The organism is Peribacillus sp. SIMBA_075 (assembly GCF_046534585.1).
Genome location: NZ_JAWRYN010000004.1, coordinates 147885 through 169191 on the forward strand (window position 1 = coordinate 147885; position 21307 = coordinate 169191).

A 21307-nucleotide genomic window follows, 5' to 3' on the forward strand; every position below is an offset into this window, starting at 1 on the left:
ATATCGAGAAAAGTGAAACTTATTTTGATATTAAACGTAAATACTATAAGATAAAACAAGGGATAGGTGATGTGGACTTTCAGTAAATCTGGGAAGACATATAATGAAACAACATTCCATACTATTAAACGGAGGCAAAAAAAATGATGAAAAAATTTATGGCAGCATTACTTACAATTACACTAGCATTCTCGCCAGTCGGCACTTATGTTTTCAAGGATCATTCGGAGTCAGTCGATGCAAGGGGTTACAAGTCTGGGAAAAGAAGCTTTAATAGCAACAACAATAATAAATCGATTTTCCAAAACAAAGAAACGAAGAAATCCGATGTCACTACCACTAATAAAGCAAAGACTGATACAAAAAGTGGGAAATCATTCTCTAAAGGCGGCTTAATGAAAGGAATTATGCTAGGAGGACTAGCAGGTTTACTTTTTGGTGGCCTATTCGCCAATATGGGAGCCCTTGGTTCTATACTTGGACTAATGATCAACGTGTTAGCGGTAATTGCATTAATCGTTGTAATCCGTAAAATATTCACATACTTCAAAGATAAGAAGAAGAAAGAGGATCCAAACCCATGGAGAGGCTAAAGATTTCCGAACAAGATATCATCAATGCGGTTTGTGTTTACATTGCCCGTAAAAAGCAGGTAGAACCTAATGAGGTAGAAGTGGAGTTAATGTATGATGATGATTATGGCTTTTCGGCTGAAACGTTTGTAGATGGCCGGAAACAAGTGTTAATTACCATCAACTTGATAGAAGCGCTTCGCTCATGGCTCGATGAATATTTGAATATAGATCCATATTCAGGTATTGAACTTGTTTTGGATGATGAAGAGGGCATAGTGGCATTAGTAAGTGAAAGTAATCGATAATATGAAAAAGGATGCCGTAAAAGGCATCCTTTTTTATTTAGGCTCTTTTCGTAAAGATTGTTGTTTTTAAAACGAAACTATTTAAGGCTGATTGGAGCGGAAGTGCGAGACTCCTGCGGGAGCAGCGGGACAGGTGAGACCCCACAGGCGTTTACGCCGAGGAGGCTCACCGCCCGCACCAAGGAAAGCGAGCATCTGGAGGGGAAATCAACCACAACTCACTACCTCGTAAATAGCAACAAAGTATGTGAAAACAGCCTTTATTTAATAAGGTACCTAATAAAGTAACGGTAGTCGAGCAGTGCACAGTAAAAAGTATAAAAGAGAAACAGAAAAATAGTAAAGCAAACTAAGCAAAATCCTAGATTACCAACACTTAATTCAAACAGGGAAATATTAAGAAAGAAATGTATTTTCCATTTGTTGCAAAAAGTGGTCATTGGAAGTAGGATGGATATATGTTCAAGCCAAAGGGGGAGAATAAGTGACAGGGTATATAGAGGATATCATTTTTTTAAATGAAAAGGCCATAAAGTTCGGCAATGCAAATGTGGAAGCGATGCTTGCACCATCTTTAGGCAGCAATCTGCTTTCGTTGAAGTACAAGCGAAAGGATATTGAGGTGCTGCGAACTCCGGATAGTTTGGAAGATTATAAAAAGGACCCCATATTATACGGTATGCCAATCTTGTTTCCTCCCAATCGAATTGAAGATGGTCAATTTACATATAAGGGGAATACTTATAAGTTTCCAATCAATGAAATGGGAAAATACAATCATATTCATGGTCTTTTGCATGACAAGCCGTGGCGAGTCTGCAAAAAGGAAGTGAACGGGAATGAAATCGTCATTAATACTGAATTTTCAAGCAGTGATTTTACTAATCTAAAAGGTAGCTTCCCACAAGATATCACTGTGAATATGTCTTTGTCTTTAATGGATGATACATTGGATATCCAATTGGAAATCACCAACAAGGGCATTGAACCCTTTCCGTGGGGAGCAGGTTATCACACTGTATTCAATTTTCCATTTGGACCAGGGAGCAAAATGGAGGATTGCAGAATATCACTTCCCGTCAATAAACAATGGGAGTTGAATGAAAGGTCATTGCCCACTGGTGAAATTCATGAAACGGCCAATACGTTGGAAATCCAAAATGGATTTAGCTTGGAAGGTCGGCGGTTTGATGATCTTTTTGGCTATGATGAGGAAAGTGCTCTGGAAAACGAGTGTGTTCTCACTGATCAAGATGCTGGCATACAAGTCATTTATCAAGGCGATCAACGTTTTAAGTTTTGGGTATTGTTCAATCAGGAGGGGTTCGTCTGTCCGGAACCATATACATGGGTAACGAATGCTCCTAATCTGGATTTATCGGCGGATTTGACTGGATTGCGGGAGCTAAGCTCAGGGGAAATGGTTCAGCTGAAGACTAGACTGATAATGAAAGAGATATAAATAAAACACCTTGGCACTTTTGAATGCCAAGGTGTTTAAGTTTATGCTTTCTTTCTCATCCAGAGTGGGTATAGAACGATTCCAAATACATATAAGGCAATGCCAAGTATGAATGTATTCATATCGGCTGTACCGGTCTTGATGACCCAGATCGAGTAGACTAACGCTAAGATGGTGATGATGCCATCACGTACCCTTGAGCCTTTCATGATGTCATATGTTTCACCAGTCATGACTAACTTTAACTGGTACAGAACTGATGCAAGATAAGGAATCAAGTAAGCGAGTGTTGCGACAATCATTGAGAATTTATAAGCTTCCAGGATCGTTCCCGAAATAGTGGAGAATAAGAATATCTGTGTCATGATATTTGTTATTGTCATAGAACGGACGGGTGTGCCATTTTTGTTTGCCTTTGCAAAGTAGGCCGGAAACAGATCTGATTTCGCTGCCTGGTAAGGAACTTCAGATGCAACGACAATCCACCCGATTGTTGATCCCAATAAGGAAATGACGGCAAGAGCGGCCATTAAATACGTGCCGCTTGAACCAACTATAGCTTGTAGTGCGTCAACAAGTGGCTTTTGGGATATTTTCAAATCATCTTGAGATATGGCACCCATCGTCAATAAGGTAATGCCGATATAAATGGAAACAGCGATAAGTAAACCAAGAATCGTCGCTTTCTTTACATCATTTTGTGACTTAGCACGGTTTGAAAGCATGACGGCAGCTTCAATACCGATGAAGGCCCATAATGTTGAAATTGCAGCAGCATTCACTTGAGCACCTAAAGAGATGGCTGAACCTGCTTTATCATAAAATTCAGCACCGTTCCCTAGATTGGAAGAATCGAAGATGAATATCGTGATAATGATGAAAAATAAGAATCCAAGCACTTTGGTAACCGTAGCAAAAAGATTCAGTTTTCCAGCACTGTTAAAATTTCTTACCAAGATTGCCTGGATCCCCCAAAGTGCAATGGAGCATACCGCAAATGTTAGTGCTTTACCCACTTCGAGATCAAATGAACCAGCAGTATAAATCACTTTGGTACTATGCATGACCGGGAAAAATGTTGATAGGTAACCAGCAAATGAAATGATGACAGAAGCTGTCGCAGCCCAATTTGCAGCCCAATAACCCCAAGCCATGCTATATCCTGAAACCCTTCCTTTAGCCGGAGATTTAAATAATGCTTGAGCATAACTTTGAGGTCCAGCCTTCAAGTCCGGTTTCCGGACTGCCAAGTTACCAAACACCAGAGCTATTAGAAAAACTCCCAGTCCAGTAACCACCCACGCCAATGTGGCCCCTAATGGGCTGGATACTTGTGCTAATTGAGCAGGGAGCATGAAAATTCCGCCGCCGACCATATTCCCGATTACGAATGTGGTCAAAATCAATAAACCCCATTTTTTATTTACCATTTATAATCGAACCTTTCTTAAATACAAAGTGTGTGTTAATACCGACAACTTATACTAAAATAGTATATCTTAAATAGTTTAGTTTGGTAAAGTGGTAAATAGGTAAAATGTAAAACACATACTAATCAGAAAATTCTAATTCATATTGACAAAACGAGGGAATTGGATTATATTAGTAAATACCAAGTTAGTTGGTAAGAATAATGCGGTTTTTGCTTTAAATCGTATTTTTCTATAACATATGCAACTCTCAAATATTGCCGATTAGTCAACTAAAGGCACCCTTACATCTACTTCTGTTAGATGGCGGGTGCCTTTTATTTTTATAGTGGGGGGAGGGGAATGTGGAGTTCCTATTAACTGGTTATTCTTATACGCAAAGTATGATGAGGATATGATAGGTAAACCAAGTTCCTCAAGAAAACATGGAAAGCGGGGAGAGTACGTGTGATGTTCGTACGATCTCTTTTTAACATTAGGTATGAAACGAATCTTTATTACCAGTAGTGAAGGGGAGAGATTATGGAAAAGAAAGAAGAATTCAAATTTAGGCATATCATTTCAAGCTTGGAAGATCTACAATATGGATCCGTCATAATAACCGTACATGACGGTGAAATCACTCAGGTGGATACAACTGAGAAGAAACGATTCCCAGTTAAGGGCCGGGCTGTTAAAACAAGATAAATACCACTTTTTAAGGGGGCTTTCAAGACGAAGGCTCTTTTATTTTGCTTTTTATACAAATTAATTCGATTTGGAATTTCGTAGAAGATTGTACTGCTTTTAACATGGTAGAATAAGTTAAGGTATAAGGGAGTTTTTAAAGGGACTTAAATGAAATAATAAGGAGGAACAGGGAATTTATGACCTTACAAACCATAGAACATGATATCTTGGCATTAGTTGAATCATTTAATGGGAAAATTGCATATAAAATTGAAAATGGTCTAGGAGAGACTATTGGATATCACGTGAATGAATCCTTTCAATCAGCTAGTTTAATCAAAATACCAATGATCATCGAAGGTTATCGTCAAAGTGAACAAAAGAAAATCTATTTGAATCAACCAGTGACCATCCCCCCTAATGAAGTGACCGGCGGATCTGGGGTCCTGCATGCCTTATCAAATAAGGTATTTTTAACGGTTGAGGACTTATTGACATTGATGATAACCGTTTCTGACAATACTTCCACGAATATGATGATGAGCCTGTTAGGCATTGATGAAATTAATCGATGCATCAAGGAACTTGGTTTGAAAAATACCATCCTTGAACGAAAAATGCAGGATTTTAAGGCATTAATGGAAGGACGGGACAATACCATTTCGGCGGAAGATACGATTACCTGCTTAAAAGCCATACATACAGGCGACTTTTTAACGAAAGAAAGCCAGGAAAGAATAATGCGTGTATTTGATAATCAGCAAATACGGGATAAACTTCCATCACTGATGGGCAGAGGAGTTAAGGTCGCAAGCAAAACGGGCGGAATTCGGGGAGTTGCCCATGATTGTGCAATCATTCGGTCAGAAACACAAACAGTTTATGCTGCAGTTCTAACTGAAGATATGAAATCAGAGGAAGAAAGCCGTCAAGTAATAAGTAAAATTGGAAAGTTGATATATGATGATATGGTCTCAGAATAGATTATCCGATTTGGAATGGTCATCACTATAATAAGAAGAAGAGCGGGAAGTCAATTATGATTCCCGCTCTTCCATATTATTAGTTATAAGGGGAAATGAGGGGAAAGTGGTATATAATGAAAGTAAAACGAAGCGGGGAAAAACATTGAAGAGGACGATGAAATTTGGCGTAATTGGATTTGTGGTGTTACTGGGTTATTTTGGTTTTTTACATATGAAAATTCAACAAAGCATTCACCAGCCAATTCCGGAAAATGCCAATTACCTCATAATTCTTGGAGCAAGGGTCAAAGGTTCGGTTCCATCATTATCTTTACAATACCGGATTGATAAAGCTGCAGAATATTTATCGGCGAATGAACATACTGTGGTTATTGTATCTGGCGGCAAAGGTCCGGGGGAAGATATTTCGGAAGCAAAGGCAATGCAACAGGGGCTAATCGCGCATGGAATAGAAGCAGCGCGTATCATGATGGAAGACAAATCTACAACAACTCACGAAAATATTGTTTTCTCAAAAGAACTCATTCCTGATAAAGCTGCTTCCGGATTGATTGTCAGTAATGATTTTCATATCTACCGGGCAGTTGAAATAGCAAAAAAAGAAGGCTTGGACATGAAGGGAATACCGGCAAAGACACCAAAAGTGGTATTGTTGAAATCGTATACCCGTGAATATCTTGCTATTACCAAATATTATTTGACTGAATTAATTGGGAGATAACCATCCCAGGGGCATAATCCGAATTCCCTTTCCTTATAGACGGGGGATTCTTTTATTATTCGACTTCCACGACAACATTGGGAATTTCCCAAAAATCGTTTTCTTGATATATTTCCTTAAGTGTCTTATAGACGGGATACCCGGTGTAGGAAATCTCGACTTGTTCATCAGGATCTACTTCTTCCACATCTATATCATCAACAAAACCAAGTTGATCATTGATTTCCATTAAATAGAATCCAAGTGCCTCATACCCGCTATAGGCTACAATAACCTTGCTTTCAAAACCGCTATTGGAAACTTTGTAATATTTCATTGATTGACCTCCTTGCTGTTTACTCTTTAAGTGAAATGGTACTGTTTCTTATTTGATATACCCTTTCATCATTATCTGAATCATTCTATTGGATAAATAAAGTAAATAAAGGAAAGAGGGAAATGGGCAATTGAAAAAATCTATCCAATAGGAAGGCGAAGAAGATGTAATCCTTGTATTTTTAAAATATCTCTAGATAATTTGCTATATTAATCATTTCATGTTAATCTAATAAAGAATTGTTTTTGATTGTGGAAGAGGATACTAGTTATTTTCCAAATGGTTAAAAATAGTAATAACATGTGTGTTATGCACTAGGAGGCAACAAAAATGGAACAAGGTACAGTTAAATGGTTTAATGCAGAAAAAGGTTTTGGATTTATCGAACGTGAAAACGGAGACGACGTATTCGTACATTTCTCAGCTATCCAAAGCGAAGGCTTCAAATCTTTAGACGAAGGTCAAAAAGTAACTTTCGACGTTGAGCAAGGTGCTCGTGGAGCTCAAGCTGCTAACGTTCAAAAAGCTTAATTTTAAAATTAAATCGTAACCTATATGAACAGACTCCTCTACTGGAGTCTGTTTTTTATTGTTTTAAAAAATGAAGGCATAAAAAAACCCACTCTGAGCGGAGTAGGGTTTTAGGGACGTGTTATTAAGCTTTTTTTAATTCTTCTTCAAAGAAAAAAGTAGTTGGATGTTCTTTTACCGTATAAGAATATCTTTTCATGTTCTTTACGTATGCCCATTTATTAATGGTTACTGATTCATTAGTATCCTGAATAGTTACTGTTTCGCCAGTATTATACTTATTGCTTTTCAATTTATGCACCCTCTTTATTAATAGTATAACATATTTGGGAATAAAAAATGTGTTCAAGATATTCCAATGATATATTATGTAGCTTCCTAAACGTGATAAGTGGACGTATTGTGAGATCTTTTGCCTTGAACAGAGCATATTTAAAAAGGTTCTGCACATTCGGATATTATAAAAGGAATGAGGATGCCTAAAACTAATTTTAGGATCGGGAAAATAAATATTAATCCATTGCCCACTAAATGCTTCTTCATATTCTCCCCATACCTTTTTTGACTGGCTAATTGTCTGTAAACACTTGTGAATTTTTAATATAGGCAAATGTCTATTCCCTTTTGAATATGGACACATACACTATTTTTGAAGCAATTTGAGGAGGAGATATAAATGGAAAGACAATTCTTTGGCGGTTATCCTGGTTATGGTATGGGTTATGGTGGTTTAGGCGGTTATGGCATGGGTTATGGCGGTTTAGGCGGTTATGGCATGGGTTATGGCGGTCAACCTGGATACGGTATGGGCTATGGTGGTTATCATGGTTATGGTATGGGCTATGGCGGTCATCCTGGATATGGTATGGGCTATGGCGGTCATTCTGGTTATGGTATGGGTTATGGCGGTCATTCTGGATACGGTATGGGTTATGGCGGTCATCATGGACATGGTTGTTACTAGCCTCATTAAGTAATATTAGTTAATTTTGCACATGACGTTAATTTAAAATGAACATTTGCCTTATTAGACGCTGGTTTGAGTTCAATAACACAAATATTTAATAAGCTGTTTATATACAAAATTTTATTCATAACCTGTATATAAATGGCTTGTTTTCCATGAGTATCATATAGGTAAAGCAGCAGGAAAGTTGTAAGGAAGGAAAGAAGTATTGATTCCAGACTTCGACAAGCAATATAAAAGATATACCATTCGAGAATTCTCAGCTTGCAAAGGAATTAGGTGGATCAAGACCAACACTAGACAAATTAATTAAAGAGCATCAACAGGTGACTATTTAAAGGGACTTCCAAAATAAACTGTACACTTTATAGCCACGTGCTTCCTAGTATGCAGAAACACGTGGCCAATGAGATGGATAATTTGTTTAAATCTAATGAAATGTGATGTGACCAATTCTTTGACAACTCAAGGCTATGGACCTTAAAAACCCCTCTATATCAACGCTTTAATTAAAACGCCCAATCCCCATTACGGAAGACAGGTTCTGAAGTGCCATCCTGTTTGATGCCGTCGATGTTCATTTTCACGGATCCAATCATGAAATCGACATGTGCAAGGCTTTCATTCAGCCCATTTTCTGCAAGCTCTTCTGGACTCATATTTTTTCCGCCTTCAATACAGAAAGCATAGGAGCTGCCGATAGCGAGATGGTTTGACGCGTTTTCATCGAATAATGTATTGAAGAATAAAACATTCGATTGGGAAATCGGTGAGTTGAATGGAACGAGTGCCACTTCCCCAAGATAGTGTGAACCTTCATCCGTTTCAACCAATTGTTTTAGGATTTCTTCCCCTTCTTCAGCTTTTACTTCAATGATCCGTCCTTCCTTAAAGGTTACGGAAAAATTATTAATGATGTTGCCGCCATAACTAAGGGGTTTCGTACTGGAAACCGTACCGTTAACACCTGTTTTCAATGGAACCGTAAACACTTCTTCGGTTGGCATGTTAGCCATGAATTCATGACCCTGTACGTTAACGCTTCCTGCTCCGACCCAGAGGTGTTTGTCAGGCAACTCGATTGTCAGGTCGGTTCCAGGAGCCGTGTAATGCAATTTTTGGTAATGCTTATCATTTAAATAATCAACCTTTTCATGCAGGGTATCATCGTGTTTTTTCCAAGCCTCTACAGGATCCTTCACATCAACACGAACTGCCTTGAAAATGGCTTCCCATAGCATATCAACGCGTTTTCCTTCTGCTTCTTCAGGAAATACTTTATCAGCCCAAGCCTTTGAAGGGACGGCGACTATGGACCAGCTTACTTTATCCGATTGCATATACTGACGCCACTTCTTCAGAGCAGTCCCGGATGCTTTTTGGAAGTTGGCAATCCTTTCAGGTTGTACACTTTTCAATAAGTCAGGGCTTGAGGAGATGACGGACAGATACGCAGCTCCGTTTTCCGCAAGTTCGATCGTTTCTTCTGCCCGCCACTTTGGATACTCGTGGAACACCTCATCCGGAGCCAGTTCATATTTGGTACGTGCAACGATATCATCATTCCAATTAACGATGACATTCCGCGCGCCGTTCTCATATGCTTTTTTTACGATGAGACGCACAAGGTCAGCTCCCTCTAATGTAGTGTTTACAACCAGGGTTTGATCTTTTTGGATATTAACGCCGACCTTAACGGCCAGCTCTGCATATTTTTCTAAATTCGTCTGAAAATCACTCATCATTTAAAAACTCCTTTTCCATTTTCTACATCTATAATTGTACTTATTGTCAGATAAAAAAGAAACTTTTTACATCGTTGTATGGAAAAACTTTATAGTTCAATGAAAGATTATAAGATCAAAAACAACTTTTCAGTAAATCATGGTCCACATAACATTCCCAATTAATTTCACTTAGGTGATTAATGGCCGCCTCAACACCATCACCGGGGTTTGAACACGTACACCCGCGCTAGCTCCAGCAGTAAAGGTGCCTTCAACATTCTTTTTGTCCATGTTGCAACCTACCAAAACTAAAGAAGGAAAGACTATCGGAAAGGTTTGAGCAGTCGCAATATTTTGTTGTTTCTCAGTTCATCACGGACTGAAAGAAAGGGGGTCTCTTTGAGACCCCCTTTCTAATATTCAAAAAATCACTTACCCAAATTGATCCAGACGCTTTTCACTTCCGAATAGTTATCAAGTGCATAAGATCCCATTTCACGTCCGATTCCTGATTGTTTGTAACCGCCGAACGGGGAAGCCGCGTCGAAAGCGTTATAACAGTTCACCCACACTGTACCAGCACGGAGTTTTCCTGCAACATAATGGGCATTGGCTAAATCGCTTGTCCATAAGCCAGCAGCCAATCCATATTCACTGGCATTTGCGCGGTTAATGACATCGTCTAAATCCTCGTATGGCATTGCGGCAATGACCGGCCCGAAAATCTCTTCTTTAGCGATCGTCATTTCCTCTTCAACACCAGCGAATATGGTAGGAGAAACAAAGTAGCCTTGTTCACCCGGTTTGTTACCGCCGACAAGAACTTCCGCGCCCTCGTTTTTCCCTTTTTCAATATAGCCCATTACCCGATTTTGCTGCTCCTGGGAAACAAGCGGTCCAATTTGTGTGCTTGGATCTAAACCTGCCCCTTGTTTGATATTTTTTGCATGGCTGGCCATATCGGCAACAACGTTGTCATAATGTTTCTTTTGAATATAAACCCTGGATCCGGCACAGCATACCTGCCCTTGGTTAAACATGACCCCATTCAAAGCTCCAGGTATGGCTTTTGAGAAATCCGCATCGGGTAGGATGATGTTTGGGGATTTCCCACCAAGTTCCAATGTGACCCGTTTCAATGAATATGAAGCGGAACGCATGATCAATTTTCCAACTTCAGTCGACCCGGTAAATGCAATTTTATTTACTTGCGGATGGTCGACAAGTGCTTGTCCCGCGGTTTCACCAAAGCCGGGAACGATATTGACCACCCCATCAGGGAAACCGGCTTCAGCGAACAATTCAGCCAAATAAAGTGCGGAAAGCGGTGTTTGTTCAGCAGGCTTTAATATGACCGTACAGCCTGTAGCAAGTGCCGCTCCAAGTTTCCACATCGCCATAAGAAGCGGAAAGTTCCATGGGATGATTTGTCCCACAACACCAACAGCCTCGTGTTTTGTGTAGTTAAAGTAATTTCCGCTTACCGGAATGGTTTGTCCAACAATCTTGGTGGACCAGCCAGCAAAATATCTCATATGTTCTATAGCTAAAGGAATGTCAGCATTGGTAGTTTCACTGATTGGTTTCCCATTATCCAGCGTTTCCAATTGAGCAAGTTCAGTTTTGTTTTCTTCCATTAAATCTGCCAGCTTATACATAAGCCTGCTGCGGGTAGCGGCGCTCATCCTTGACCAAGGACCTTCATCGAATGCTTTGCGTGCAGCTTTGACGGCTAAGTCGATATCTTCTTTATCTGCTTCATATACTTCGGCAAGTTTTTGTCCTGTAGCAGGATTAGGAGTGGAGAAGGTTTTTTTTGAAGCACTTTCTACAAACTGACCATTAATATAAAGCTTTTTTGGTCCTGTTAAAAATTTTTGCAGCTTTCCACTTACTTCTAACGTTAGATTTGTCATTAGTACCCTCCTGAATAATGAATATCTTGGGCAAAACATGATGACTTATTTGATAACGCTATGATCTATGCCAATTTTTATAATAAATGAAAAAAAGGGAATATTCAATCTTTATCATTCGACATAATACCCCAATCAAGAGTCATTCTTCTTTTATTAACGATGAAGTTTTTTGTCATGACATGTGTAAATACTATAGCGGAAATTAAAGTTAATAGTTAAAATGAATAGGGATAAAATAACTAGAAGGTCTAAAGTTCTTCAGGAGGAATATATGGGAAATGATGTTAAAACGATATCGCAGCGTAAATTATTAGGTGTTGCGGGTCTTGGGTGGATGTTCGATGCACTTGATGTCGGTATGCTTTCTTTCATTATAGTTGCTTTGAAACAGGAATGGAACTTAACCAGTGAACAGGTTGGCTGGATAGGGAGCATAAACTCTATAGGGATGGCTGTCGGAGCTGTTTTCTTTGGTGCGATGGCTGACAGGGTCGGACGCAAGAATGTCTTTATCATTACATTATTATTGTTTTCAATCGCAAGTGGCCTGTCTGCAGCAGTCGGTACACTCAGCTTGTTCTTGATATTGCGATTTTTGATTGGAATGGGACTTGGAGGCGAACTTCCGGTTGCATCGACATTGGTTTCTGAAAGTGTTGATGCTAGTAAAAGGGGAAGGGTTGTCGTCCTCCTTGAAAGTTTTTGGGCGGTTGGCTGGATATTGGCAGCACTCATCTCCTATTTCATCATTCCGGCTTATGGTTGGAGGGTTGCGTTGATATTAAGTGCAGTTCCCGCTTTATATGCACTGTATCTGCGCTTGAAGCTACCAGATTCACCGAAATTTACGGAACTTGAAAAGAAGCAGAGACCAACAGTAATAAGCAACATGAAAAGTGTCTGGAAAAAGGAATATTCTCGCCAGACCCTTGTTTTGTGGATTCTTTGGTTTTGCGTGGTCTTTTCTTATTATGGGATGTTTTTATGGCTGCCAAGTGTGATGGTCTTAAAAGGATTCAGTATGATTCAAAGCTTTGAATATGTTTTGATCATGACGCTTGCACAGCTTCCGGGCTATTTTTCAGCTGCATGGCTGATAGAGAAGATGGGTCGTAAATTCGTTTTGATCACATACTTAATTGGAACAGCCATCAGTGCCTTTTTCTTTGGATCGGCAGAGGGGTTGGCACTGCTGATAGTTTCTGGAATGTTCCTATCTTTCTTCAACTTAGGGGCATGGGGTGCGCTTTATGCGTATACACCTGAGCAGTATCCAACTGCAGTTCGTGGAACCGGTACAGGGCTAGCTGCTGGTATTGGCAGGATTGGCGGTGTCCTGGGGCCATTGCTTGTAGGGTATTTAGTTGCTGCCGGTACCCCGATTTCAACGATTTTCACCATATTTACAATTGCTATTCTAGTGGGAGCCGCTGCTGTGGCTTTTGGGAAGGAAACAAAGAATACCGTTTTGACATAAACGAAGGAAGGGGACCAATCAGTCCCCTCTTTTCTTTACTTAAAGTCTTTTATTATTTTTAAAAGGAGTTCGGAGGCAATCTTTGGACTATCTGCATTCATGATGGCTGAAACGACTGCGGTACCGGATAGCCCGCTATCTGAAAGTGAGGAAATGTTATCGGCTGTGATACCCCCGATTGCTACGGCAGGAATCGATACGCTGCGGCAAATTTCCTCCAAATCTTCAATGGCCATTAGCGTTGCATCTTGTTTGGTCTTCGTCGGGAAAACGGAACCGACTCCGATATAGTCTGCTCCATTTTGTTCGGCTTCGAGAGCTTCTTCAAGTGTGGAGACTGAAACACCGACAATCATATCGTCAGGAACCATTTGTTTGATGACAGGCAGTGGAAGATCATCTTGCCCAATATGAATTCCGTCCGCTTCAACAGCGAGTGCTATATCTACCCGGTCATTAATGATAAGGGGAATGGACAGCTCGCTCAATAACTGTTTTAATGCAGAAGCCTTTTTATAAAAGGAGAGAGAGGAATTGTTTTTCTCTCTAAGTTGTACGATCGAAACTCCTCCTGAAACCGATTCTGCAATGATTTTGGTCAATTCTTCTATTGCTATCGACTCTTCCGTAACTAAATATAGACTTAAATCAATTTGGGACTTCTTCATTTATTTTCACCTCATGCATCCAAATTTCCTTATCCATTCTTGATATTGCATCCATTAATCGCACTCGAAACGTTCCTGTCCCTTCATCTTCTTGAAGTTTTGCAGCTGCCAGGTCCCCTGAAATGCTCATGGTCGAGATACCAGCAATTGCCGCAGAATAGAAATCGTCCGTGACTCCGGAAAAGGTGCCGATAAGAGCAGTGGCCATGCATCCGGTACCAGTAACATTAGTTAAAAGGAGATTCCCGTTGTCGATAATTGACGTATGTTTTCCGTCGCTGACCGCATCCTTAGCCCCGCTGACCACGATGATACTATTCAATTTATTTGCTGCTTGTGCAGCCAGCTCTGCATTGCTAATCGCTAGTTCCCCTGAATCCACTCCGCGTGTAACGATATCCCCCCCCATCAATCGAAGGATCTCACTCGCATTTCCGCGAATGATTTGGAAAGTAACCTTACTTAGGAGCTCTGTGACTTTCTCTGTCCGATAGGAGGTGGCACCCACTCCCACCGGGTCCAAAATGACTGGGATATTCAGGGCATTTGCCGTCTTGCCGGCAATCTCCATTGCTTCTAAGGCTTTATCATCAATCGTACCGAAATTCAGGACCAATGCATTCGCTAATTTGACCATATCCGCCACTTCACTGGGGCTCGATGTCATTACAGGTGAGCCACCGATGGCAAGGGTGACATTGGCACAGTCGTTGACCGTAACAAAGTTGGTGATTTGGTGAACGAGAGGTTTTCTTTCTCGTACTTTCACGAATAAATCGGCTGCAGCAACATTCATATTAAGTCACTCCGTTCTTTTTTTGAAAATGAATGAAAATGATGGACAGGTCCATGCCCCCTACCGATTGAAAAGCTATTACGTATCGCTTCGGAAATATAGGTTTTGGCCTGTTCAATCGACTCTTTCAATGGCAGTCCATTTGCCAGGTTGGATGTAATGGCGGATGATAGGGTACAGCCTGTACCATGTGTGTTTTGTGTATGAATGCGTTCTCCCTTGATCCATTGGAAGTCAGTTCCATCATAAAAAAGATCGTTTGGATTTCCTGCTGCATGGCCCCCTTTAAGTAAAACGGCTTTAGAACCTAGTTCATGTATGGATATGCATGCCCTGTAAAAATCTTGTTTCGTTCGAATCGACAAGCCAGTAAGGACTTCCGCTTCTGGTACATTCGGGGTTACAAGTGTTGCAAGCGGAAGCAATTCCATTTTTAAGGCAGTGACAGCTTTTTCGTCTAGCAAATGGTGGCCGCTTTTTGAAATCATGACTGGGTCAAGGATAACGATGGAAGGTAAGTAGGTTTTAATGGACGCAGCGACTGTTTTCACTATTTCTTTTGATCCAAGCATTCCTATTTTTACTGCATCGACATGAATATCCTCAAAGATGGCAGCAATTTGATCCGAGATGATAGCTGTTTCGATGGCCTGAACTGAACGCACTTCCATTGTGTTTTGTGCAGTAACGGCTGTAATGGCAGACATTCCAAAGACACCATGTGCAGAAAATGTTTTTAAATCTGCTTGTATTCCAGCACCGCCCCCTGAATCAGAGCCTGCGATGGTTAATGCTGTTTTCATAAAAAATCCCCTTCATATAATTATTTTTTAGAAGTATGTTAAGTAATATGAAAGCTAAAAGCGCACCTGCGAATGAACTAAGCATAAAAGCTGGTAAAAAACCAAAAAGAGCAGCTTTTTCCCCCAATAGGAGGAGTGCAAGTGGATAACAGGCCAGGGATCCGAGAATGCCGGTCCCAATCACTTCCCCTAGACAGGCGAATTTCAAGCTTTGTGTTTTTCGATAAAGGACGGCAGCCAATAGTGCACCTATCATGCTGCCAGGAAAGGCGAAAATTGAACCGGTACCAGACATGTTTCTAATGATGGAAACTAATAAAGCTTGTGTTACCGAATAGGCAGGTCCCAATAAAACGGCTGTCAGGACATTTGCCAGATGCTGTATCGGGAAGATTTTAGCAAATCCGACAGGGATGAAAATAATTGAACTGGTCAGAGTCGTTATACCCGTGATCATGGCAGTCAACGTCATTTTCTTGATTGGATTCATCATCATGTCAATACCTACAGTGGCCAATCCTGTTCATTTTGAACCATATCCCAGAATAAATATTCATATCGGGAAGTCACCAAAAAGTGCTTTTCTAATCTCAGAAGTTCCTTTTCAGGCATGCCTCTTGTTAATTCTTCCAATAAAGCAATCAGCCACTTGTGTGCCTCACCGAATTCAGGAGATGAATAGGACCTTATCCAATCTGCGTAGCGGTTGTTTTCCAATGCTTCACCATTTTGTTTTTTTAATATCAAACCGATTTCGTAATAATCCCAAGCACATGGTAGGAGACAAGCGATGAGGTCTGCCAAAGTCCCATGCTGAGCTGCATTTAGCATGTAACCCGTATAGGCTAAAGTGGTAGGCGTAGGTTCTGTTTCTTCCAATTCCTTGGTACTGATTCCGAATTCCGAAGCATATTGCCGATGGATATCCATTTCCACTTGAAGAGTTTCGTTTAAAATACTGGAAAATCTTGCCATGGTTTCGATATTATGAGCTTTGATGACACCTAGAGCAAAAAGCTTGGAATATTCCATGAGATAGATATAGTCCTGCTTCAAATAATAAGAAAACTTCTTTTCAGGTAGCGTGCCGTTTCCAATTGCCTGGACAAAGGGATGTGAATGGTTCCTTTTCCAAATTTCTTTTGCCCGTCCATGAAGTCTTTCACTGAAGGTTTCTAATTTAGTATTCTCCATTGTTCATCCTCCTTTAGAATAGATCCCCTATTTACATCCATAAAAAAAACCGCTCCTGAATACGGAACGGGGTAGATGGATAAAGTCTGCAAATGGACGATATCATCCACTTCCCTCCGCCGGTATGAGCCGGTTCAGGTTCAAAGGGTCCGGAACTAATTCCATCTCAGTCTAAAAAAAGACTCCCCTAGTGGTGTGAATTGTATGTAATTACTGACATCATATCAGAAAGACAAGAAAATGCAACCCACATTTGAAAGGGGAAACCCATTTATGGCAAGTGGAAAAGGAAGAACCAGGTAATTGACTTTTGATGTTTATTGGGATAAAATCATTTCTACATCATTTATATATTGAATTCTTATCCAGAGAGGTGGAGGGACTTGGCCCAAAGAAACCTCGGCAGCAGACCCATTTTGGGAACTGTGCTAAATCCAACAAGCATTTGCTTGGAAGATAAGAAGAGCCGTACGGACACTGTAAGCCTCTTCTTGAATTAGAAGAGGCTTTTATTTTTGCGGAATAACGTTTAGTGGCATACTAGAAAAGGTATATATAATTTGGTGAAATCAAACCGGTTAATACAGTTTAGCTCAACTAGAAGCGGGCTCTATGATGACTAGGAAAGGAGCCATTTACATGGCAGAATTATTTAAGAGGATTGAACAGAGGAAGGCAATGCTTATTGAAGAGTTATTGGCCAATGGAGTATACAAAACCTCTGATGAAAGGCACCTTTATGATGCCCCGTTAAAAGTACTTGAAAATGAATATAAGATTGTAATAAATAGACCAAATAATGAGTCTCCTTCGGAATGGATGACATAGTATCCGATAGGCTATAATCTTGGGATAAGGAATATGATGTAAGCATTCGCAGTCTATACTTGTGGATGCTTTTTTTATTTATGTTTATATAGGGGATGACACAATATATACATATTTAGAAAATGAAATAGGCTTTTTGTCACATTTAAACTGTAAAATTACACATTTAATTTCAAAAAAATAGTTGATTTTAACTATAAGTTTCATTATGATGAAGGTGTAAAAAAATTGAATAAATGGGAGGTGGCTTGATGCTTTGCCAGAAGGTAACTGTAGAAAAAGTAGAAGAGAAGAGACAAGAAATGATTAAATTGGCGGCAATTTATGGTTTAACAAGTCTTCTAACTGTTCAAGCAAGCCAAGAATTGGATACGCTGTTGAATGCTTTAACAAATAAAAGAGATTCTGAATATTTTTCCCTTAAGAAAGTATATAGGTATTTCTAAATTCTCCATTTCGGCCTCGTTTAATCTGAAAAAGGCTACTGCTCAAGGCAATAGCTTTTAAATGAATATTTTAATTATCGACACGTTTCCCAAGTATAATCAAATCTCTTTCAATGCCATCGAGCTCTGCAACTCGAGGCAAATTTGCCCATTTTTCAAACCCAAATTTTGAAAAAAGCTTCAGGCTAGGTATATTGTGGGCAAAAATGAAACCTAATAAAGTCTTCACCCCTAATTTAGGGCTCACTTCAATTGCCTTTTGAATCGAAATTTGTCCGATTCCTTTTCCCCGGAAATAATCATCGATATAAATGCTGATTTCGGCCGTAGAATCATAAGCTGGCCGGCCATAGAAAGATTGAAAGCTCATCCATCCTGCAGTTTGCCCTTCTATAGTAATGATATATAGCGGTCGACTTTCTGAATGATGTTCCTCAAACCATTTAACCCTCGATTGTACGGATACAGGTTCCGTATCTGCCGTGACCATTCTTGAAGCAATTGTCGAATTATATATTTCAACGATTCTGGGTAAATCCGAAAGTGCTGCCTCCCTAAACTCTATGTGCTCTGCCATCATTTAAACTCCTATCTATCATTTATATTCAATCTCCAGAATAATGGGTATCATCCCGCTTACATAAAGGCCGGAGAATGAAGCCCAATCCATTGAAAGTTTTATATTATCATACACTCTTTACTATTTATCTGACAATTCATTTTTGTATGTTAAAACTACAGATTTTTGGGTATTTAAAATGATGAAATACTTCATAGTAAATAGACAAAAGGAGAAACCAATGAAAAAAGTAGCAGGTTTGTTAATTATTGTACTAGTTATTTGTTTTGCTGCATATAAATTTCAGGCCTCGGAGTCGAAAGATGTGCAAAGGGTAATGGCTTTTGGAGATTCGTTAACCTATGGAAAAGGGGATAAGGACGGGGAGGGATATGTAGAAGGTCTGGAGGATGAATTGAATAATCCGGAATCGGAACAAAAAGTGAGTTTTTGGAATTACGGGATAAAAGGTCAGGAAACGGATGGGATCATGAATCAGCTTGATGATTACCGCATTAAATCGAAACTTGATAAAGCCGATACTTTCATCGTTTATATTGGAACCAATGACTTGATCAATAGTAACGGCGGTGACTTGAAGAAAATAAGTGATCGAAAAATCGATGAGGGTAAACGGGAGTATATCAACCATCTTGATAAGATTACTTCGACACTGATAAAGGCAAACGATAAAGCGGATATACTTGTAGTGGGACTGTATAATCCGATTAAAGATAATCAAAAACTTGAAAAGCACATCCAAGATTATAACCAATCAATAATGGGAATATCGAAAAAGGATAAAAGGATGGTATTCATTCCTACAAATGATCTTTTTGAGAATAAAAAGAAAACCGAGTATTTCAGTGATAAGATTCATCCCAATGAAAAGGGATATCAGCTCATTACGAATCGGATTTTGGAAAGTTATCATTTCAAATGAAAGTAAAAATGCACAGAAGGCTGAATTATACCCCGGATAACGGACATACATAAAAAAGTGTCCCTTATCCGGGTTTTTTTGAGATTGAGACTGTTCCCATTGATTTAATGGCTGCTGTTCTTACTTTTGCTTATGCGGGCGTATTTTACTTTTATCCCTATTTATGCTGAGGCATTAGGTATGACATCTATTACAAGTTATTTCTTTGTAATCTTCGCACTCTTTATAAAACTGTCACGTCCATTTGTTGGAAAACTATTTGATCGTAATGGAGCAAATCATATAGTCTATCCATTCGTATTAATTTTTATCATAGGTATGATCATTTTGAGTCAAGCACATTCCATGAATGCATTTTTAAGTGCGGGAGCAATCATAGGGGAAGAGTTTGGTGTTCTTCAACCTGCTATGCAAACTCTTCTGTTCAGTCAGTAAATACTGAGCGAAAAGGGTTAGCAACTTCAACGTTTTTTTTATTCAATGATTTAGGTGTGGCATTAGGTTCCTTCACTATAGGTATTGTCTCCTCACATACTACCTATAGTTTTGTATATATAGTATGTGAGCTGTAATAATTTTTCTTTATGTTCTTTATTATTGCTTACAACATCGCAAAGTCATTGCTATTTGGAGCTATATGGAATTTCGGAAGTTATTTGTATTAGGTAAATTTTACCTTTATGACTATCATAGAGCTTTTTGAAAAAGAGACAACTATAAATCGGTTCGTTTCGTCAAAAAGCATTATTATTTTACACATTCATATAGAAAATGGAATAATTAAAGGAGATTAGCTAGGCCATAAGAGGAGATGCTATAAATGAAAATATCAGGGGAGAACTTTTAATTGGGGTCAAAGGACTATCGGATGAACAACTGGACGCCCATCCTGAAGAAGGACGTTGGAGCATCATTCAGATATTGGATCATTTATATTTAATGGAGAGGGCCATAACAAGGATATTGCCGATAAATTGAAAAGCGATGAAAGCATTCCAGCTGTGGATAAACCAATCGAGCTTACTTTAAATCGAGAATTGAAGGTTCTGGCCCCGCCATTTGTCATTCCGTCAGAATCATTCCAAACTTTGAGCAAGGTTAAGGATAAGTTGTCCGAATCCCGCAAAGCCTTTATACAAGTCGTTGATCATGCAAAACGAAATGATCTCGAACAAAAGTCTTTTCCTCACCCTTTGTTTAAAGAATTAGGCTTGAAGCAATGGGTTACTTTCGTGGGACTTCATGAAAAACGGCATTTAATGCAAATAGAAGAATTGAAATCAAAGTTATAATAGAAGAAAAACTCATCCTTCTTTGGTTGAGTTTTTCACTTTCTGACTGTTATTCGTAAAGGAAGGATTTTTCAGTGAAAGCTACTTGGGTAAGGACATGTTTGGTATTGGGCTTTTTCGGATTATTGTTGGGGCTCTTGTTCAAGTATATGCTGCCGCCTGATCTAGATGAAATCAAACTGACTGACGAGCTTAATCCGATCGTCGCCGAAAAAAAAGATGAGCTCATTCAACAGGCTAATGACAAAGGCATCCCGGTAATCATTACAGCGGGGTTCCGGTCAGTAGCCGAGCAAAATGAACTCTATGAAAAAGGCCGATTAACCAAGGGCAAAGTCGTAACGAATGCAAAAGGAGGGGAGTCGCTTCATAATTTCGGTTTGGCGATAGATTTTGCCCTCCTTAACAAACAAGGCGAGGCCATTTGGGATATGGGTTATGATGGCAATCATAATGGGAAGTCGGATTGGATGGAAGTCGTAACCATCGCTAAAGGGTTAGGTTTTGATTGGGGCGGGGATTGGGCAGGGTTTAAGGATTATCCTCATTTACAAATGACATTTGGCTTGAGCCTGCGTGAGCTGCAACAAGGCAAGCAACCAAAAGGGCAGTGAAAGGTTATTTTAAGGCCGAATAATTTTGACTAATAGCAGGAAAATAAGCATGTATATTGCTTTACAGGTAAGAATTCGA

27 protein-coding genes and 2 riboswitches are annotated in these 21307 nt (G+C 39.5%); of the genes, 16 read left to right on the top strand and 11 right to left on the bottom strand.

Features of this window, described 5'->3' with window-relative positions; all coding sequences use genetic code 11:
• Positions 1-146: 146 nt before the first annotated feature.
• The 3 genes from SB775_RS05510 to SB775_RS05520 all read left to right on the top strand — a co-directional run bounded on the left by SB775_RS05510 (position 147) and on the right by SB775_RS05520 (position 2342).
• Positions 147-593 (top strand): hypothetical protein, encoded by a 447-nt coding sequence (locus SB775_RS05510; RefSeq protein ID WP_410860824.1) that lies wholly within the window; start codon positions 147-149, stop codon positions 591-593.
• Complete coding sequence (locus SB775_RS05515; RefSeq protein WP_089364719.1) at positions 581-880, top strand: YxcD family protein; 300 nt, start codon at positions 581-583, stop codon at positions 878-880. The genes SB775_RS05510 and SB775_RS05515 overlap by 13 nt, the downstream gene beginning before the upstream one ends.
• Before the next feature lie 484 nt (positions 881-1364).
• Complete coding sequence (locus SB775_RS05520; RefSeq protein ID WP_410860788.1) at positions 1365-2342, top strand: aldose 1-epimerase; 978 nt, start codon at positions 1365-1367, stop codon at positions 2340-2342.
• A 41-nt stretch (positions 2343-2383) separates the two neighbouring features.
• Here SB775_RS05520 and SB775_RS05525 read toward each other — a convergent pair whose 3' ends face one another.
• Positions 2384-3772, bottom strand: coding sequence for an amino acid permease (locus SB775_RS05525; RefSeq protein WP_061462169.1), 1389 nt, complete (start codon positions 3770-3772; stop codon positions 2384-2386).
• 522 nt (positions 3773-4294) lie between these two features.
• Between SB775_RS05525 and SB775_RS05530 the strand changes: the two genes are divergently transcribed.
• The 3 genes from SB775_RS05530 to SB775_RS05540 all read left to right on the top strand — a co-directional run bounded on the left by SB775_RS05530 (position 4295) and on the right by SB775_RS05540 (position 6148).
• The gene (locus tag SB775_RS05530; RefSeq protein WP_081108733.1) at positions 4295-4459 is read left to right on the top strand and encodes a YezD family protein; all 165 of its coding nucleotides are present in this window, start codon (positions 4295-4297) and stop codon (positions 4457-4459) included.
• A 179-nt stretch (positions 4460-4638) separates the two neighbouring features.
• Positions 4639-5424, top strand: a complete 786-nt coding sequence (locus tag SB775_RS05535) for a serine hydrolase (protein WP_410860789.1) — start codon at positions 4639-4641, stop codon at positions 5422-5424.
• Positions 5425-5581: 157 nt separating this feature from the next.
• Positions 5582-6148, top strand: coding sequence for a YdcF family protein (locus SB775_RS05540; protein WP_089364727.1), 567 nt, complete (start codon positions 5582-5584; stop codon positions 6146-6148).
• Between the two features lie 55 nt (positions 6149-6203).
• On the opposite strand, the gene SB775_RS05545 is transcribed toward SB775_RS05540, so the two are convergent.
• Positions 6204-6464, bottom strand: a complete 261-nt coding sequence (locus SB775_RS05545) for a hypothetical protein (RefSeq protein ID WP_089364722.1) — start codon at positions 6462-6464, stop codon at positions 6204-6206.
• A 330-nt stretch (positions 6465-6794) separates the two neighbouring features.
• On the opposite strand from SB775_RS05545, the gene cspC reads away from it, so the two are divergent.
• Positions 6795-6995 carry a cold shock protein CspC gene (cspC, locus tag SB775_RS05550; RefSeq protein WP_010331195.1) on the top strand — a complete coding sequence of 67 codons (201 nt, stop codon included), beginning with the start codon at positions 6795-6797 and terminating at the stop codon, positions 6993-6995.
• Between the two features lie 124 nt (positions 6996-7119).
• On the opposite strand, the gene SB775_RS05555 is transcribed toward cspC, so the two are convergent.
• Positions 7120-7287: a hypothetical protein gene (locus SB775_RS05555; protein ID WP_164855016.1), complete on the bottom strand. Its 168-nt coding sequence runs from the start codon at positions 7285-7287 to the stop codon at positions 7120-7122.
• 384 nt (positions 7288-7671) lie between these two features.
• Here SB775_RS05555 and SB775_RS05560 point away from each other — a divergent pair, with 384 nt between their 5' ends.
• Positions 7672-7959 carry a hypothetical protein gene (locus tag SB775_RS05560; RefSeq protein WP_089364723.1) on the top strand — a complete coding sequence of 96 codons (288 nt, stop codon included), beginning with the start codon at positions 7672-7674 and terminating at the stop codon, positions 7957-7959.
• A gap of 512 nt (positions 7960-8471) precedes the next feature.
• Here the strand turns inward: SB775_RS05560 and SB775_RS05565 are convergent.
• Positions 8472-9704, bottom strand: coding sequence for an aminopeptidase (locus SB775_RS05565; protein WP_061466007.1), 1233 nt, complete (start codon positions 9702-9704; stop codon positions 8472-8474).
• A 413-nt stretch (positions 9705-10117) separates the two neighbouring features.
• Positions 10118-11605: an aldehyde dehydrogenase family protein gene (locus SB775_RS05570; protein ID WP_061462174.1), complete on the bottom strand. Its 1488-nt coding sequence runs from the start codon at positions 11603-11605 to the stop codon at positions 10118-10120.
• Between the two features lie 274 nt (positions 11606-11879).
• Between SB775_RS05570 and SB775_RS05575 the strand changes: the two genes are divergently transcribed.
• Entirely contained in the window at positions 11880-13085 is a 1206-nt protein-coding gene (locus tag SB775_RS05575; RefSeq protein WP_089364160.1) for an MFS transporter, read from the top strand.
• A 35-nt stretch (positions 13086-13120) separates the two neighbouring features.
• Here the strand turns inward: SB775_RS05575 and thiE are convergent, their stop codons facing one another.
• Genes thiE through tenA form a run of 5 tightly spaced genes read right to left on the bottom strand, consistent with a single transcriptional unit; the run spans position 13121 to position 16546 of the window.
• A complete protein-coding gene (gene thiE / locus SB775_RS05580; RefSeq protein WP_061462176.1) occupies positions 13121-13753 on the bottom strand; it encodes a thiamine phosphate synthase in 633 nt (210 codons plus the stop codon).
• Positions 13734-14549, bottom strand: coding sequence for a hydroxyethylthiazole kinase (gene thiM, locus SB775_RS05585; protein WP_061462177.1), 816 nt, complete (start codon positions 14547-14549; stop codon positions 13734-13736). The genes thiE and thiM overlap by 20 nt, the downstream gene beginning before the upstream one ends.
• On the bottom strand, positions 14546-15352 hold the full coding sequence (gene thiD / locus SB775_RS05590; protein WP_410860790.1) for a bifunctional hydroxymethylpyrimidine kinase/phosphomethylpyrimidine kinase: 807 nt from the start codon (positions 15350-15352) through the stop codon (positions 14546-14548). Before thiD ends, thiM begins: the two co-directional genes overlap by 4 nt.
• Complete coding sequence (gene thiW / locus SB775_RS05595) at positions 15321-15842, bottom strand: energy coupling factor transporter S component ThiW (protein WP_410860826.1); 522 nt, start codon at positions 15840-15842, stop codon at positions 15321-15323. Before thiW ends, thiD begins: the two co-directional genes overlap by 32 nt.
• A gap of 14 nt (positions 15843-15856) precedes the next feature.
• Positions 15857-16546 carry a thiaminase II gene (gene tenA, locus SB775_RS05600; protein WP_089364158.1) on the bottom strand — a complete coding sequence of 230 codons (690 nt, stop codon included), beginning with the start codon at positions 16544-16546 and terminating at the stop codon, positions 15857-15859.
• 94 nt (positions 16547-16640) lie between these two features.
• A riboswitch (TPP riboswitch) is annotated at positions 16641-16745 on the bottom strand.
• Between the two features lie 159 nt (positions 16746-16904).
• A riboswitch (SAM riboswitch) is annotated at positions 16905-17009 on the top strand.
• Positions 17010-17185: 176 nt separating this feature from the next.
• Between tenA and SB775_RS05605 the strand changes: the two genes are divergently transcribed.
• Entirely contained in the window at positions 17186-17374 is a 189-nt protein-coding gene (locus SB775_RS05605) for a Fur-regulated basic protein FbpA (protein ID WP_061462181.1), read from the top strand.
• Positions 17375-17625: 251 nt separating this feature from the next.
• The gene (locus SB775_RS05610) at positions 17626-17820 is read left to right on the top strand and encodes an aspartyl-phosphate phosphatase Spo0E family protein (RefSeq protein WP_125160892.1); all 195 of its coding nucleotides are present in this window, start codon (positions 17626-17628) and stop codon (positions 17818-17820) included.
• A gap of 70 nt (positions 17821-17890) precedes the next feature.
• On the opposite strand, the gene SB775_RS05615 is transcribed toward SB775_RS05610, so the two are convergent.
• Positions 17891-18397: a GNAT family N-acetyltransferase gene (locus SB775_RS05615; protein ID WP_061462182.1), complete on the bottom strand. Its 507-nt coding sequence runs from the start codon at positions 18395-18397 to the stop codon at positions 17891-17893.
• Between the two features lie 223 nt (positions 18398-18620).
• Between SB775_RS05615 and SB775_RS05620 the strand changes: the two genes are divergently transcribed.
• From SB775_RS05620 to SB775_RS05640, 5 genes are all read left to right on the top strand, one after another.
• The gene (locus tag SB775_RS05620; RefSeq protein WP_410860791.1) at positions 18621-19322 is read left to right on the top strand and encodes a DUF459 domain-containing protein; all 702 of its coding nucleotides are present in this window, start codon (positions 18621-18623) and stop codon (positions 19320-19322) included.
• A gap of 126 nt (positions 19323-19448) precedes the next feature.
• Positions 19449-19757, top strand: coding sequence for an MFS transporter (locus SB775_RS05625; RefSeq protein ID WP_410860793.1), 309 nt, complete (start codon positions 19449-19451; stop codon positions 19755-19757).
• A 381-nt stretch (positions 19758-20138) separates the two neighbouring features.
• Positions 20139-20300 (top strand): DinB family protein, encoded by a 162-nt coding sequence (locus SB775_RS05630; RefSeq protein ID WP_410860827.1) that lies wholly within the window; start codon positions 20139-20141, stop codon positions 20298-20300.
• Positions 20225-20614 (top strand): hypothetical protein, encoded by a 390-nt coding sequence (locus SB775_RS05635; RefSeq protein WP_410860794.1) that lies wholly within the window; start codon positions 20225-20227, stop codon positions 20612-20614. Before SB775_RS05630 ends, SB775_RS05635 begins: the two co-directional genes overlap by 76 nt.
• Before the next feature lie 74 nt (positions 20615-20688).
• Entirely contained in the window at positions 20689-21228 is a 540-nt protein-coding gene (locus SB775_RS05640) for a M15 family metallopeptidase (protein WP_410860795.1), read from the top strand.
• Positions 21229-21307: the final 79 nt, after the last annotated feature.

Excerpts from the sequence above, each read along its gene's own strand:
- SB775_RS05610 (WP_125160892.1), top strand. The coding sequence starts at position 17,626 with ATGCTTTGCCAGAAGGTAACTGTAGAAAAAGTAGAAGAGAAGAGACAA.
- SB775_RS05530 (WP_081108733.1), top strand. The coding sequence starts at position 4,295 with ATGGAAAAGAAAGAAGAATTCAAATTTAGGCATATCATTTCAAGCTTG.
- SB775_RS05560 (WP_089364723.1), top strand. The coding sequence starts at position 7,672 with ATGGAAAGACAATTCTTTGGCGGTTATCCTGGTTATGGTATGGGTTAT.
- SB775_RS05525 (WP_061462169.1), bottom strand. The coding sequence starts at position 3,772 with ATGGTAAATAAAAAATGGGGTTTATTGATTTTGACCACATTCGTAATC.
- SB775_RS05605 (WP_061462181.1), top strand. The coding sequence starts at position 17,186 with ATGGCAGAATTATTTAAGAGGATTGAACAGAGGAAGGCAATGCTTATT.
- SB775_RS05575 (WP_089364160.1), top strand. The coding sequence starts at position 11,880 with ATGGGAAATGATGTTAAAACGATATCGCAGCGTAAATTATTAGGTGTT.
- cspC (WP_010331195.1), top strand. The coding sequence starts at position 6,795 with ATGGAACAAGGTACAGTTAAATGGTTTAATGCAGAAAAAGGTTTTGGA.
- thiD (WP_410860790.1), bottom strand. The coding sequence starts at position 15,352 with ATGAAAACAGCATTAACCATCGCAGGCTCTGATTCAGGGGGCGGTGCT.
- thiM (WP_061462177.1), bottom strand. The coding sequence starts at position 14,549 with ATGAATGTTGCTGCAGCCGATTTATTCGTGAAAGTACGAGAAAGAAAA.
- thiW (WP_410860826.1), bottom strand. The coding sequence starts at position 15,842 with ATGAATCCAATCAAGAAAATGACGTTGACTGCCATGATCACGGGTATA.
- SB775_RS05565 (WP_061466007.1), bottom strand. The coding sequence starts at position 9,704 with ATGAGTGATTTTCAGACGAATTTAGAAAAATATGCAGAGCTGGCCGTT.
- tenA (WP_089364158.1), bottom strand. The coding sequence starts at position 16,546 with ATGGAGAATACTAAATTAGAAACCTTCAGTGAAAGACTTCATGGACGG.
- SB775_RS05515 (WP_089364719.1), top strand. The coding sequence starts at position 581 with ATGGAGAGGCTAAAGATTTCCGAACAAGATATCATCAATGCGGTTTGT.
- SB775_RS05540 (WP_089364727.1), top strand. The coding sequence starts at position 5,582 with ATGAAATTTGGCGTAATTGGATTTGTGGTGTTACTGGGTTATTTTGGT.
- SB775_RS05570 (WP_061462174.1), bottom strand. The coding sequence starts at position 11,605 with ATGACAAATCTAACGTTAGAAGTAAGTGGAAAGCTGCAAAAATTTTTA.
- SB775_RS05615 (WP_061462182.1), bottom strand. The coding sequence starts at position 18,397 with ATGGCAGAGCACATAGAGTTTAGGGAGGCAGCACTTTCGGATTTACCC.
- SB775_RS05545 (WP_089364722.1), bottom strand. The coding sequence starts at position 6,464 with ATGAAATATTACAAAGTTTCCAATAGCGGTTTTGAAAGCAAGGTTATT.
- thiE (WP_061462176.1), bottom strand. The coding sequence starts at position 13,753 with ATGAAGAAGTCCCAAATTGATTTAAGTCTATATTTAGTTACGGAAGAG.
- SB775_RS05510 (WP_410860824.1), top strand. The coding sequence starts at position 147 with ATGAAAAAATTTATGGCAGCATTACTTACAATTACACTAGCATTCTCG.
- SB775_RS05535 (WP_410860789.1), top strand. The coding sequence starts at position 4,639 with ATGACCTTACAAACCATAGAACATGATATCTTGGCATTAGTTGAATCA.
- SB775_RS05620 (WP_410860791.1), top strand. The coding sequence starts at position 18,621 with ATGAAAAAAGTAGCAGGTTTGTTAATTATTGTACTAGTTATTTGTTTT.